General features: G+C 51.6%; 16 protein-coding genes and 1 pseudogene. 6 read left to right on the top strand and 11 right to left on the bottom strand.

Features of this window, described 5'->3' with window-relative positions; genetic code table 11:
* The first annotated feature begins 212 nt into the window (after nt 1-212).
* Nucleotides 213-767, top strand: a complete 555-nt coding sequence (locus FFB58_RS22750) for a gamma carbonic anhydrase family protein (RefSeq protein WP_039032050.1) — start codon at nt 213-215, stop codon at nt 765-767.
* On the opposite strand, the gene FFB58_RS22745 is transcribed toward FFB58_RS22750, so the two are convergent.
* Genes FFB58_RS22745 through dprA form a run of 6 tightly spaced genes read right to left on the bottom strand, consistent with a single transcriptional unit; the run spans nt 743 to nt 4,525 of the window.
* The gene (locus FFB58_RS22745; protein WP_039032051.1) at nt 743-991 is read right to left on the bottom strand and encodes a DUF1488 domain-containing protein; all 249 of its coding nucleotides are present in this window, start codon (nt 989-991) and stop codon (nt 743-745) included. The genes FFB58_RS22750 and FFB58_RS22745 overlap by 25 nt on opposite strands.
* The gene (aroE, locus tag FFB58_RS22740; protein WP_138371065.1) at nt 988-1,806 is read right to left on the bottom strand and encodes a shikimate dehydrogenase; all 819 of its coding nucleotides are present in this window, start codon (nt 1,804-1,806) and stop codon (nt 988-990) included. The genes FFB58_RS22745 and aroE overlap by 4 nt, the downstream gene beginning before the upstream one ends.
* A gap of 3 nt (nt 1,807-1,809) precedes the next feature.
* Nucleotides 1,810-2,382, bottom strand: a complete 573-nt coding sequence (tsaC, locus tag FFB58_RS22735; protein WP_039032053.1) for an L-threonylcarbamoyladenylate synthase type 1 TsaC — start codon at nt 2,380-2,382, stop codon at nt 1,810-1,812.
* 4 nt (nt 2,383-2,386) lie between these two features.
* On the bottom strand, nt 2,387-2,929 hold the full coding sequence (locus FFB58_RS22730; protein WP_072036740.1) for a topoisomerase DNA-binding C4 zinc finger domain-containing protein: 543 nt from the start codon (nt 2,927-2,929) through the stop codon (nt 2,387-2,389).
* 26 nt (nt 2,930-2,955) lie between these two features.
* Complete coding sequence (gene smg, locus FFB58_RS22725) at nt 2,956-3,429, bottom strand: DUF494 family protein Smg (RefSeq protein ID WP_039032055.1); 474 nt, start codon at nt 3,427-3,429, stop codon at nt 2,956-2,958.
* Nucleotides 3,401-4,525 (bottom strand): DNA-protecting protein DprA, encoded by a 1,125-nt coding sequence (gene dprA, locus FFB58_RS22720; RefSeq protein WP_039032056.1) that lies wholly within the window; start codon nt 4,523-4,525, stop codon nt 3,401-3,403. The genes smg and dprA overlap by 29 nt, the downstream gene beginning before the upstream one ends.
* A gap of 127 nt (nt 4,526-4,652) precedes the next feature.
* Here dprA and def point away from each other — a divergent pair, with 127 nt between their 5' ends.
* From def to mscL, 5 genes are all read left to right on the top strand, one after another.
* Nucleotides 4,653-5,162, top strand: a complete 510-nt coding sequence (gene def, locus FFB58_RS22715) for a peptide deformylase (RefSeq protein WP_039032057.1) — start codon at nt 4,653-4,655, stop codon at nt 5,160-5,162.
* Nucleotides 5,163-5,187: 25 nt separating this feature from the next.
* Complete coding sequence (fmt, locus tag FFB58_RS22710; protein WP_039032058.1) at nt 5,188-6,135, top strand: methionyl-tRNA formyltransferase; 948 nt, start codon at nt 5,188-5,190, stop codon at nt 6,133-6,135.
* A gap of 52 nt (nt 6,136-6,187) precedes the next feature.
* Nucleotides 6,188-7,474 carry a 16S rRNA (cytosine(967)-C(5))-methyltransferase RsmB gene (gene rsmB, locus FFB58_RS22705; RefSeq protein WP_138371064.1) on the top strand — a complete coding sequence of 429 codons (1,287 nt, stop codon included), beginning with the start codon at nt 6,188-6,190 and terminating at the stop codon, nt 7,472-7,474.
* A 22-nt stretch (nt 7,475-7,496) separates the two neighbouring features.
* Nucleotides 7,497-8,873, top strand: coding sequence for a Trk system potassium transporter TrkA (gene trkA / locus FFB58_RS22700; protein WP_039032060.1), 1,377 nt, complete (start codon nt 7,497-7,499; stop codon nt 8,871-8,873).
* Between the two features lie 148 nt (nt 8,874-9,021).
* Nucleotides 9,022-9,438 carry a large-conductance mechanosensitive channel protein MscL gene (gene mscL / locus FFB58_RS22695; RefSeq protein ID WP_039032061.1) on the top strand — a complete coding sequence of 139 codons (417 nt, stop codon included), beginning with the start codon at nt 9,022-9,024 and terminating at the stop codon, nt 9,436-9,438.
* Here the strand turns inward: mscL and FFB58_RS22690 are convergent.
* The 5 genes and pseudogenes from FFB58_RS22690 to rpoA form a co-directional block, all read right to left on the bottom strand.
* Nucleotides 9,389-9,651 (bottom strand): annotated as a pseudogene (locus FFB58_RS22690) (alternative ribosome-rescue factor A). The gene mscL and the pseudogene FFB58_RS22690 overlap by 50 nt on opposite strands.
* A gap of 55 nt (nt 9,652-9,706) precedes the next feature.
* Nucleotides 9,707-10,132 carry a Zn(2+)-responsive transcriptional regulator gene (gene zntR, locus FFB58_RS22685; protein ID WP_138371063.1) on the bottom strand — a complete coding sequence of 142 codons (426 nt, stop codon included), beginning with the start codon at nt 10,130-10,132 and terminating at the stop codon, nt 9,707-9,709.
* A gap of 2 nt (nt 10,133-10,134) precedes the next feature.
* Entirely contained in the window at nt 10,135-10,503 is a 369-nt protein-coding gene (locus FFB58_RS22680) for a DUF1992 domain-containing protein (RefSeq protein ID WP_138371062.1), read from the bottom strand.
* Nucleotides 10,504-10,609: 106 nt separating this feature from the next.
* Nucleotides 10,610-10,993 carry a 50S ribosomal protein L17 gene (gene rplQ / locus FFB58_RS22675; RefSeq protein WP_001216368.1) on the bottom strand — a complete coding sequence of 128 codons (384 nt, stop codon included), beginning with the start codon at nt 10,991-10,993 and terminating at the stop codon, nt 10,610-10,612.
* A 40-nt stretch (nt 10,994-11,033) separates the two neighbouring features.
* Entirely contained in the window at nt 11,034-12,023 is a 990-nt protein-coding gene (gene rpoA, locus FFB58_RS22670) for a DNA-directed RNA polymerase subunit alpha (protein WP_002919219.1), read from the bottom strand.
* Between the last annotated feature and the right edge of the window lie 22 nt (nt 12,024-12,045).

Genomic DNA, 12,045 nt, shown 5'->3' with positions numbered 1-12,045 from the left:
TGATTCACATCTGCCGTGTCGATGGAGGCGCATTATAGGGATCCCAGTTTTTAGCACAAGCATTTTTTCGATCTTTTGTTCCGACTGTTCTTTTTTCGTTCTTTTCGCCGAAATCCCATCCGATATGCTCAAATAATGACGTAAATGCCCCTTGATCAAGCCGAGTAATAGGATCAAAGTCTTCTGTAGAACGCACATCAGTCGAGGTTGATATGTCTGCAGTAATCCGTCCCTACAAAGATCTTTTCCCGAAACAAGGCGATCGCGTCATGATCGACAGCAGTAGCGTGGTCATTGGCGATGTCCGGCTGGGTGATGATGTCAGTATCTGGCCGCTGGTTGCCATTCGTGGTGACGTTAACTATGTCGCTATCGGCGCACGTACCAATATTCAGGATGGCAGCGTACTGCATGTCACCCATAAATCCTCTTATAACCCAGAAGGTAATCCGCTGATCGTGGGTGAAGAAGTTACCGTCGGTCATAAAGTGATGTTGCACGGCTGCACGATAGGCAATCGCGTTCTGGTTGGCATGGGGTCTATTTTGCTGGATGGTGTGGTAGTAGAAGATAACGTGATGATTGGTGCCGGCAGCCTGGTTCCACAAAACAAGAGGCTCGAAAGTGGCTTTCTCTATTTAGGAAGTCCGGTAAAACAGATCCGCCCCCTGACGGAAGCGGAAATAGAAGGTTTGAAGTACTCGGCCAATAACTACGTTAAATGGAAGAATGACTATCTGGATCAGGAAAGCCAGAACCAACCCTGATCGTCCTCATCACCATTACGGATGGCATCGCTGGCTTCTTCTTCCAGATCCCAGCGATGTTCACGAAACCTATCAAGGGGAAGGCCATCCCCAAAACGACGGGCCAACGTTACCCCTTCAATGGCACACATCATTTGCATACCATTAACCAGCGCCGGAAAACAGACGGCCAGCTTTTCTTCATCCCAGATTTCTCGATCCGGAAACTGGATCGCCTGATTCATGCCGATAGCTCCAGTTTAAGTTTTTCAATGACCGGCTCCACTTCTGGCAGAACACCTTGCCAGAGCATCACCGCATGCGCGGCTTGCCCCACCAGCATACCCAGCCCATCAGCAAGATGTTTTGCGCCTTGCTGCTCGCACCAGTTAAGAAAAGGTGTTTTGCCTTTCTGATAGAACATGTCATAGCAATAAACATGTTCACTGACTAATGACGAGGGGATTGCAGGAATTTCACCGCCGATGCCACTTGAAGTCGCATTAACGATCAGGTCGAATTCATGGTTGCTCAACGCGTCCATGGCGACAGCATGAATGCTGCCGGTATGAGCGAAAAGAGCGGCCAACTCTTCTGCCCGGGAATAAGTACGGTTCGTTATGGTCACTGCGCAATCCAGCGAGAGCAGAGGTAAAATCACACCCCGCGCCGCGCCGCCTGCGCCAATCAACAGGATCCGCGCGCCGGGTTTGATAAATGATAAACGTTCCAGATCGCTCAGCAGGCCAATACCATCTGTGTTGTCCCCCAGAATTCGGCCGTCTTCAAGACGCTTGAGGGTATTCACGGCTCCCGCAAGGGAAGCCCGCTCTGTTAACTCATCGGCGCGCCCGAAAGCCTCTTCTTTAAAAGGCACCGTGACATTCGCCCCTTTTCCGCCACCAGCAAAAAAAGCCTCCAGCGTCGTTACAAAGGCATCAACGGGCGCAAGTACGCGGCCATAAGGGTGATCGATATGCAGCTGTTGCGCGAACTGCTGATGAATAAACGGCGACTTGCTATGCGCAATTGGATTACCAAAAACGGCGTAGGTTTCCATTTGTTACCCCTGGCGAAAACGCTCGCCGGTCAAAGCATCACGAATTTCTGACGGATTCTGCCGGCCACCGGTATTACCGATAACCACAGGGAAATCACTGCCAAACTGCGCTACAACCTCTTCTGAGGTGCGGCAAGGAGGCAATCCCGTCAGGTTGGCGCTGGTTGAAACCAGCGGCTTACCAAAATGATTACATAATTCGATAACCAGTGGATGGTCCGTCACGCGCACCGCAAGGGAGTCGAAACGCCCCGTCAGCCATCGTGGCGTTGTCGGCAAAGCCGGAAACACAAAGGTTACCGGCCCCGGCCAGGCTGAAAAAATGGTTTCACGCTGCGCTGACGTCAACATGGAATCATCAATATAAGGCTTAAGCTGTTCAAAACTGGCAGCGATTAAAATCAGGCCTTTTTCGACCGGACGCTGTTTCAGTGTTAATAAGCGTGTTACGGCTAATTCGCTGTCGGGATCGCATCCCACCCCAAAAACAGCTTCTGTTGGATAGGCGATGACTTCTTCATTCTTCAGCACGTCCACTGCATACGCAACGGAGCCTGGTTGCAGGTTATTCTTCACTTTATTATTCCGCCGAAACCGGCTTTCCACATTGTTTACTGGCGCAAAAGCGCTTCATCCCTTGCGCCGTTTTTTTCTCGATAAGTAGCGGGTAATGGCACTCAGGGCAGCTCCCCGCCACCGGTTTGAAATTGGTAACAAACTGACATTCAGGATAACGATCGCAGGAGTGGAATGTCTTACCATAGCGTGAGCGGCGTTGAACGAGATGACCGCTGTCGCATTGCGGACAGGCTAAGGCTGTTTCATCTGGTTTATCGATTTGTTCAGTGTGATCGCACTCGGGATAGCGGCTGCAGCCGATAAACATGCCAAAACGCCCCTGGCGCAGCGCCAGATCGCCACCACATTGCGGGCATGCCTGTCCCTCCAGAACTTTAACAATATGCCCGTCCGCCTGATTTTTCAGGGGACGGACATAATCACATTCTGGATAGTGCGAACAACCGAGAAACGGCCCGTGTTTACCGGACCGGATAACAAGTTCTGCCCCACACTGCGGGCAGGACTCATTTTTACGCACCGTAAATAGTGCTGATTTGGCCATAACAACTCTTGGTGCTGCATGATGAATTAATGCAGCATACCTTCATTCACTTCAAAGAGTAATTCTTCCATTTGCTGATAGGCATTTTCACACCCTGGAATATTGAACAGAACCATCAGGATGACCCACTTCAGATCTTCCAGCTCAAATTCTGCCGTATCCAGCGCCATGACGCGCTCTATCACCATTTCTCGCGTTTCGAGGTTCAGCACCTGAATCTGCTCCAGGAATAAGATAAATCCCCGGCAACTGGCATCCAGCCTTTCACACTCTTCAGCCGTATAGATGCGTACAGACAGTGGATCGGAAACTAACTGCATCGGTTCGGCAAGGCCTTCCTGATAATCAGCCAGTTTTTCCAGCCATATTAACGCGTTGTAAATATCTTCCCGTTCGAAACCTGCATCGGTGAGATCGCGTGTGAGTTTGTCCTGATCCACGCGTGCTTCAGCTTCGTTATGGATGTAAGTCTCAAACAAATACATGAGTACGTCGAACATGGCTTGCCCTCCTTAATCGGACATAGCCGCCGGGTACAGCTGCGATCCATCCTGCTAACTCCAGTTCCAGTAGCTGTGCTACCGTTACTGGCACAGGTTGGCCGGCACGTTCAGCGACAACGTCAACAGGTGTTACCTCATCTCCTACGTTAGCCAGGAGCTCAGGAAATGGCAATGCTACCTGGTCCTGATCTGATGAATAAAGCCAATTTTCGGGATCCTCTGGCAACCATTTCAGTCCAGATTGCAAACTTTCCAGAATATCGTCTACCGCCGTCACGGGCGTCGCGCCTTGCTTTATTAACCAGTGAGGACCTTCACTTCCCGGGCTCCCTATTGCTCCCGGTAATGCGAAGACTTCACGCCCCTGTTCAAGCGCACATTTGGCCGTCACAAGCGAACCACTTCTTATCAGCGCTTCTATAACGAATACCCCCTGACTGAGGCCGCTAATAATGCGGTTACGCCGAGGGAAATTCCCCGGCCACGGAGGTGTCGCGAGTGAAAACTCAGAAATAACAGCCCCGCCACTCTCAACAAGTTGCGAAGCCAACGCCTTATGGCGACGAGGATAGACATCTGCCAGCCCGTTTCCCAGAACTGCAACGCTTTTACCTTTAACGTTAAGCGCAGCGCGATGCGCGATACCATCGATACCACAGGCGAGGCCGCTGGTGATCGTAAGCCCCGCCTGAGCCAGCTGCTCACAAAGAATCTTCCCCCAGCGCTCCCCATACCAGGAGTGAGTACGGCTGCCTACGACGGCCAGTTGCAGGCTCGACAGCAACGAGGGGTTTCCCCTGACAAACAAAGCGCCCGGGTAATCTGTGATAGCGCGTAGCTGGCCTGGATACAAGGCACTATCCGCACTTATCAGGTGATGCCCTTGCTCTGCCAGCCACTCCATGCTGCGATCGATTTCATTAGGCGGAACTGATAAAAACTTCGCCTTTTGCTTATGGGTGAGCCCCATTTCCACCAGCAGAGCGTCATCAATATGGGGCTCGCGCTGCATCCGCTGCGCTATCGCCACCATCTTGTCGCCGTACAATTCTCCCGTGCTTATCAGGCGTAGCCAAATCTCTGTGGATGTCATCCTTTCCCCTGCCACAAGCCGCTATAGCAATCTTTGCGATTGGTCACTGATGCTGTCAATCAGAGGGGGTTTTGTCTAGAATAGAGGTTATATTCTTATCAACTCCTGAACACGACTCTGGAAATATATGGCAGTTTTGCAAGTGTTACATATCCCGGACGAGCGCCTTCGCAAAGTCGCCGAACCGGTTAAAGAAGTGAATGCAGAAACTCAACGTATCATTGATGATATGTTCGATACGATGTACGCCGAAGAAGGCATTGGTCTCGCGGCTACGCAGGTGGACATTCACCAGCGCATCATCGTCATCGACGTTTCTGAAAACCGCGACGGGCGCCTGGTGTTAATCAATCCGGAGCTCCTGGAAAAAAGCGGCGAAACCGGTATTGAAGAAGGTTGTCTCTCTATTCCTGAGCAGAGAGCGCTGGTACCGCGTGCAGAAAAAGTCAAAATCCGCGCGCTCGATCGCGACGGTAAGCCGTTCGAACTGGAAGCGGATGATCTGCTGGCCATCTGCATTCAGCATGAGATGGATCATCTGGTCGGTAAACTCTTTATCGATTATCTCTCTCCACTGAAGCAGCAGCGTATTCGTCAGAAAGTAGAGAAACTGGATCGCATGCGCGCTCGCGCTTAATGTGACCCCGGATACAAGGAATAACGTGTCTACATCACTACGTATCATCTTCGCAGGTACACCTGACTTTGCAGCGCGTCATCTGGACGCGCTGTTGTCGTCTGGCCATCAGGTTGTTGGCGTATTTACCCAGCCCGACCGTCCGGCAGGCCGTGGCAAAAAACTGATGCCGAGCCCGGTTAAAGTGCTGGCAGAAGAGCACGGTTTACCGGTGTTTCAGCCCGCGTCGTTACGGCCGCAGGAAAATCAGCAGCTGGTTGCTCAGTTGAATGCAGATGTCATGGTGGTTGTGGCGTATGGCCTTATCCTGCCAAAGGCGGTTCTTGATATGCCTCGCCTGGGCTGCATTAACGTCCATGGTTCACTGCTCCCACGCTGGCGCGGCGCGGCGCCAATCCAGCGTTCTTTATGGGCCGGCGATGCCGAAACTGGCGTGACGATTATGCAGATGGACGTAGGTCTGGATACCGGCGACATGCTGTATCAGCTCTCTTGCCCAATTACTGCCGAAGACACCAGTGGCACCCTGTATGACAAACTGGCTGAACTTGGGCCTAAAGGCCTGATTGATACTCTGCAACAGTTGGCAGAGAGTCGGACACAACCCGAAGTCCAGGACGAAGCGTTAGTGACACATGCTGAAAAGCTCAGCAAAGAAGAGGCCCGCCTCGACTGGTCTCTTTCTGCTGCTCAGCTTGAGCGCTGCATCCGGGCATTTAATCCGTGGCCAATGAGCTGGCTGGAAATAGACGGGCAGCCGGTGAAAGTCTGGAAGGCTTCCGTGATTGATAGCAACACCAACGCTGCACCTGGAACAATTATCGAAGCCAGTAAGCAGGGTATTCAGGTCGCGACAGTTGAAGGGATCCTTAATCTGGAATCCTTACAACCTGCAGGTAAAAAAGCCATGAGCGCGCAGGACCTTCTGAACTCTCGCCGTGAATGGTTTACGCCTGGCAACAGTCTCGCCTGAGATCATCTCAATTTAAGGCCCGGAGTTTCCGGGCATTTTTATTTTTGCGGTTATGAAAAAACAAAATTTACGCAGCCTGGCAGCACAGGCAATCGAGCAAGTGGTCGAACAGGGCCAGTCACTGAGCAATGTTCTGCCACCGTTACAGCAAAAAGTTTCCGATAAAGATAAGGCACTGCTTCAGGAGTTGTGCTTTGGTGTCCTGCGCACGTTACCCCAGCTGGAATGGTTGATCGGAAAACTCATGGCGCGCCCGATGGCGGGCAAGCAGCGCGTCGTTCACTACCTGATCATGGTTGGCTTCTATCAGTTGCTGCATACCCGTATTCCTCCTCATGCTGCACTGGCAGAAACCGTAGAAGGCGCGGTTGCAGTAAAGCGCCCGCAGCTTAAAGGGCTGATTAATGGCGTTTTGCGTCAGTTTCAGCGTCAGCAAGATGAGCTGCTGGCTGAGTTTGCCCGTACGGAAAAACGTTTCCTGCATCCCGACTGGTTATTAAAACGTCTGCAGAAGGCTTATCCCCAGCAATGGGAAACGCTGATTGAGGCCAATAACCAGCGTCCACCGATGTGGCTGCGCGTTAACCGCAATCACCACTCCCGCGATGCCTGGCTGGCGCTGCTGGAAGGCGCCGGGATGACCGGATTCTCTCATCCTGAATATAGCGACGCGGTGCGTCTGGCTGCGCCAGCTCCGGTGCATGCCCTTCCAGGGTTTGAACAGGGCTGGGTGACCGTTCAGGACGCTTCAGCACAAGGCTGTATGACCTGGCTTGAACCGCAGAATGGCGAGCGGATCCTTGATCTCTGCGCCGCGCCGGGCGGTAAAACCACACACATTCTGGAAGTCGCGCCGCAGGCAAGCGTGATGGCCATCGACGTTGACGAACAGCGTCTTTCTCGTGTCTACGATAACCTCAAACGTCTGGGCATGAAGGCCGAGGTGAAGCAAGGGGACGGGCGGACGCCTGCCCAGTGGTGTGGGGATGAGCAGTTCGATCGTATTTTACTGGATGCCCCTTGCTCAGCTACCGGTGTTATACGCCGTCACCCGGATATTAAATGGTTGCGCCGTGACCGGGATATCAAGGAACTGGCACAGCTGCAGTCAGAGATCCTAGACGCCATCTGGCCCCATCTGAAAACAGGCGGGACGATGGTTTATGCCACCTGTTCTGTGCTGCCAGAAGAGAATAGCCAGCAGATCGCCGCGTTCCTGAAGCGTACCCCTGATGCCCGTCTGCATCTGACCGGCACGCCAGAGTTACCCGGCAAACAAAACCTGCCCGGGGCAGAAGAAGGCGATGGCTTCTTTTACGCTAAGCTAATCAAAGAGTGATGTTGATAACGGGTCACAAGATATGAAGATAATCATTCTGGGCGCGGGACAGGTAGGCGGTACGCTGGCAGAAAACCTGGTCGGTGAGAATAACGACATCACTATCGTTGATACCAATGGCGATCGTCTGCGCGGGCTGCAGGATAAATTCGATCTGCGTGTGGTACAGGGTCATGGCTCTCACCCGCGGGTGTTGCGAGAAGCCGGGGCTGATGACGCAGACATGCTGGTAGCTGTCACCAGTTCTGATGAAACCAATATGGTTGCCTGTCAGGTTGCCTATTCGTTATTTAACACTCCAAACCGAATCGCGCGCATCCGTTCTCCGGATTACGTTCGCGATGCCGACAAGTTGTTTAATTCCGAAGCGGTTCCGATCGACCATTTGATCGCGCCAGAGCAGCTGGTTATCGACAGTATTTACCGGTTGATCGAATACCCGGGCGCACTGCAGGTTGTTAATTTTGCGGAAGGCAAGGTCAGTCTCGCGGTGGTCAAAGCCTACTATGGTGGCCCATTGATCGGTAACGCACTCTCAACGATGCGCGAACATATGCCACACATTGACACGCGCGTCGCCGCGATTTTCCGTCATGACCGCCCTATCCGTCCGCAAGGCTCAACCATTGTCGAAGCCGGGGACGAAGTCTTCTTTATCGCCGCATCACAGCATATCCGTGCGGTAATGAGTGAGCTCCAGCGGCTGGAAAAACCCTATAAGCGCATCATGCTGGTCGGTGGCGGTAATATCGGCGCCGGTCTGGCACGACAGCTTGAAAAAGATTACAGCGTCAAATTGATCGAACGCGATCAACAGCGCGCCGCTGAGCTGGCAGAAAAACTGCAAAATACGATCGTTTTTTACGGCGATGCATCGGATCAGGAGCTGCTTGCTGAAGAGCATATCGATCAAGTCGATCTTTTTATTGCTGTTACCAATGATGATGAAGCGAACATCATGTCAGCGATGCTGGCTAAACGGATGGGTGCGAAAAAGGTCATGGTGCTGATCCAGCGTCGGGCCTATGTCGATCTGGTGCAGGGCAGCGTGATTGATATTGCGATTTCGCCGCAACAGGCAACCATCTCTGCCCTTCTAAGCCATGTGCGAAAAGCAGATATTGTGGGAGTTTCTTCCCTGCGTCGCGGCGTGGCAGAAGCGATCGAAGCCGTGGCGCATGGTGATGAGAGCACATCACGTGTGGTTGGACGCACTATTGATGAAATTAAACTTCCGCCGGGCACCATCATTGGTGCAGTAGTGCGTGGTAACGATGTGATGATTGCCAATGACAATTTACGCATTGAGCAGGGCGATCACGTTATTATGTTCCTGACAGATAAAAAGTTTATTACCGACGTCGAACGCTTATTCCAGCCAAGTCCTTTCTTCCTGTGATCGCTAAAAAGGTGCTGTCATCAGCACCTTTTCTATTTAACCCAATAATATGTAAGGGTTATATTTCTGTGACGCATGTCTCTCTTCAATGGCAATCCGCTAATGATTTGTTAAACTTGTATTTGTCAGCTGGCACAAGGAGAACAAAATGAGTTTTATCAAAGAATTTCGCGAATTTGCGATGCGCGGAAATGTAGTGGATTTGGCTGTGGGTGTCATTATTGGTGCGGCGTTTGGCAAGATCGTTTCATCACTGGTTGCCGATATCATCATGCCACCACTGGGGCTGTTGATTGGCGGGATCGATTTTAAACAATTCGCCGTAACGCTTCGTGAAGCACAGGGAGATATCCCTGCTGTGGTAATGCACTATGGCGTGTTTATTCAAAACGTATTTGACTTTGTGATTGTCGCTTTCGCCATCTTCATGGCCATTAAGCTTATCAACAGATTAAATCGTAAGAAAAAAGAAGAACCGGCAGCCCCGCCAGCACCATCGAAAGAAGAAGTCTTGCTTACTGAAATCCGCGATTTACTGAAAGCGCAGAACAATCGCACTTTATAATCCCCTTAAAGCAAGAAGGCCAGTGGTAAGAAAGCGATTCGCTTGCTTGCCACTGGCCTCCCAGTTACCCCGTTTTGCATGTTTAGTTTTACGCAGATAACTTCCTTTCCCTTTCTTATTTTTCTCGATTCGCTGTCTGAATAAGGGATCATGCAATAGTGCTTCAATGGCGTTATCGTTGATCTGCCCTTTCTTGTGTTGATAATGGCTCATACTCTCTCCAGTGTTCAAAATATCAACGCGAGTGTAGGTGGAGTTGATAATAAAATCAACATCCGCCAGACCCGCCATTTGCCCCTTGTTCAAGGGTTTCCAGAATAGAACAATAAACACTGCTGTGTGCGGTACCACAACACGCATCATTCAGTCGCTGTAATGACAGCCGCATGGTTTGAAGCTCTTCGATGCGCGCTTCAACCTCACTCAATCTTGCCTGCACAATGCTTTTGGATTCCTGACAGGTGTGGTGTTCAGGATCGATGCGGATCGACAGTAACTCGCGGATCGACTCCAGCGTGAAACCCAGCTGTCGCGCATGGCGAATAAACTTCAGGCGTTGAAGATCCCTGTCGGTGTACAACCGAAAACCGCCCTCCGTGCGTATTTCATGTTCCATCATCTGCTGCTTTTCGTAATACCGAATGGTATCGGGTGTGACGTCTGCCAGCTTCGCAATTTCGCCAATACGATACATTTCTAGTCCTCCTTAATTTTTTGCATCAACCGCCCGGCGTAATCACCATGCAGAAACTCAGTACTTACTCCTGCCTGACGAAGTTTAAGCTCCAGGAGAGCAAGACGACGAGTGTAATCCGTATACTCTGCAGATCCTTCCCTGACGGTGGCGAGGAGTTGAGACAGCTCGAGCGCCTGTTTACGCTGTTCAAGTACAGGAGGGAGACAACCGGCATTTTTCAACATGCGATAGCCGGCGCGTAGTTCAGGAGGTACATGCGAATCGTCATCCAGTACCAAAGGCTGGCCATTGCCGGGTAGGTTATCGAATTCACCCTGCCGTTGGGCATCCTGAATGTGTCTCTCTGCCCATTGGTCGAGTAGCCACATAGCAAAACTCCGGAGAGAAGGAAAAGAATATGACTATTGTAGAAAAGTGGGGATGCAGCAGATATAAAAAAACCCGCCGGGGCGGGTTTTTTTACGATACTACAGATTACTCTGCAGCAGCTTCTGCTTTCTCTGAACGATCAACCAGCTCGATGTAAGCCATCGGAGCGTTGTCGCCTGCACGGAAGCCACACTTCAGAATGCGAGTGTAACCACCGGCACGGCTCGCGAAACGCGGGCCCAGTTCATTAAACAGTTTTGCCACGATCTCGTTATCACGAGTGCGGGCGAATGCCAGACGACGATTAGCAACGCTGTCAGTCTTGGCAAGAGTAATCAGCGGCTCAACTACGCGACGCAGCTCTTTCGCTTTAGGCAGGGTCGTCTTGATGATTTCATGACGAACCAGTGAACCTGCCATGTTGCGGAACATAGCCTGGCGATGGCTGCTGTTGCGGTTCAGTTGACGACCACTCTTACGATGGCGCATGACCTTATCCTTCTCAGTAAAACCTTAACCTGTGATCCGGTTACTCGTCAGCAATGCTTGCCGGTGGCCAGTTTTCCAGGCGCATGCCCAGAGACAGACCACGTGAAGCCAGCACGTCTTTAATCTCAGTAAGAGATTTTTTACCCAGGTTCGGCGTTTTCAGCAACTCAACCTCGGTACGCTGTACCAGATCACCGATATAGTGGATAGCTTCTGCCTTGAGGCAGTTAGCAGAGCGGACAGTCAATTCCAGATCGTCAACAGGGCGCAGCAGGATCGGATCGAATTCTGGTTTCTCTTCTTTCACTTCCGGCTGACGTACATCACGTAAGTCAACGAAAGCTTCCAGTTGTTCTGCCAGGATGGTTGCCGCACGACGAATCGCCTCTTCAGGATCGATTGTGCCGTTGGTTTCCATTTCGATGACCAGCTTGTCCAGGTCGGTACGCTGTTCTACACGCGCTGCTTCAACATTGTAGGCAATACGCTCTACAGGGCTGTAGCATGCGTCGACCAGCAGACGGCCGATTGGGCGCTCATCTTCTTCCGAATGAATTCGGGCAGAAGCCGGCACATAACCACGACCGCGCTGAACTTTGATACGCATGCTAATAGCTGCGTTCTCATCGGTCAGGTGGCAGATCACGTGCTGCGGCTTGACGATTTCGACATCACCATCATGGGTGATGTCGGCTGCAGTCACAGGGCCAATGCCAGATTTATTCAGAGTAAGAATAACTTCATCTTTACCCTGAACTCTCACCGCCAGCCCTTTCAGGTTGAGCAGGATTTCAAGGATATCTTCCTGAACGCCTTCTTTGGTGCTGTACTCATGAAGTACACCATCAATCTCAACCTCGGTCACCGCGCAACCCGGCATCGATGAGAGCAGAATACGGCGCAGTGCGTTACCCAGAGTATGGCCAAAGCCACGCTCTAAAGGCTCAAGGGTCACCTTGGCGTGCGTCGAACTCACTTGCTCGATATCTACCAGGCGCGGTTTTAGAAACTCTGTCACAGAACCCTGCATTGTGTCCTCTCTTTGGTACTAA

This window comes from Enterobacter sp. MF024 (genome assembly GCF_005843915.1).
Lineage (GTDB): Bacteria > Pseudomonadota > Gammaproteobacteria > Enterobacterales > Enterobacteriaceae > Enterobacter > Enterobacter barmai.
The sequence above is the reverse complement of the archived record's forward strand: the minus strand, read 5'-3'. Positions and strand labels throughout refer to the sequence as shown.

Bases quoted from the DNA above. Each gene is read 5' to 3' on its own strand.
- FFB58_RS22750 (WP_039032050.1), top strand. From the start codon at position 213: ATGTCTGCAGTAATCCGTCCCTACAAAGATCTTTTCCCGAAACAAGGC.
- FFB58_RS22745 (WP_039032051.1), bottom strand. From the start codon at position 991: ATGAATCAGGCGATCCAGTTTCCGGATCGAGAAATCTGGGATGAAGAA.
- aroE (WP_138371065.1), bottom strand. From the start codon at position 1,806: ATGGAAACCTACGCCGTTTTTGGTAATCCAATTGCGCATAGCAAGTCG.
- FFB58_RS22730 (WP_072036740.1), bottom strand. From the start codon at position 2,929: ATGGCCAAATCAGCACTATTTACGGTGCGTAAAAATGAGTCCTGCCCG.
- smg (WP_039032055.1), bottom strand. From the start codon at position 3,429: ATGTTCGACGTACTCATGTATTTGTTTGAGACTTACATCCATAACGAA.
- dprA (WP_039032056.1), bottom strand. From the start codon at position 4,525: ATGACATCCACAGAGATTTGGCTACGCCTGATAAGCACGGGAGAATTG.
- def (WP_039032057.1), top strand. From the start codon at position 4,653: ATGGCAGTTTTGCAAGTGTTACATATCCCGGACGAGCGCCTTCGCAAA.
- rsmB (WP_138371064.1), top strand. From the start codon at position 6,188: ATGAAAAAACAAAATTTACGCAGCCTGGCAGCACAGGCAATCGAGCAA.
- trkA (WP_039032060.1), top strand. From the start codon at position 7,497: ATGAAGATAATCATTCTGGGCGCGGGACAGGTAGGCGGTACGCTGGCA.
- mscL (WP_039032061.1), top strand. From the start codon at position 9,022: ATGAGTTTTATCAAAGAATTTCGCGAATTTGCGATGCGCGGAAATGTA.
- zntR (WP_138371063.1), bottom strand. From the start codon at position 10,132: ATGTATCGTATTGGCGAAATTGCGAAGCTGGCAGACGTCACACCCGAT.
- FFB58_RS22680 (WP_138371062.1), bottom strand. From the start codon at position 10,503: ATGTGGCTACTCGACCAATGGGCAGAGAGACACATTCAGGATGCCCAA.
- rplQ (WP_001216368.1), bottom strand. From the start codon at position 10,993: ATGCGCCATCGTAAGAGTGGTCGTCAACTGAACCGCAACAGCAGCCAT.
- rpoA (WP_002919219.1), bottom strand. From the start codon at position 12,023: ATGCAGGGTTCTGTGACAGAGTTTCTAAAACCGCGCCTGGTAGATATC.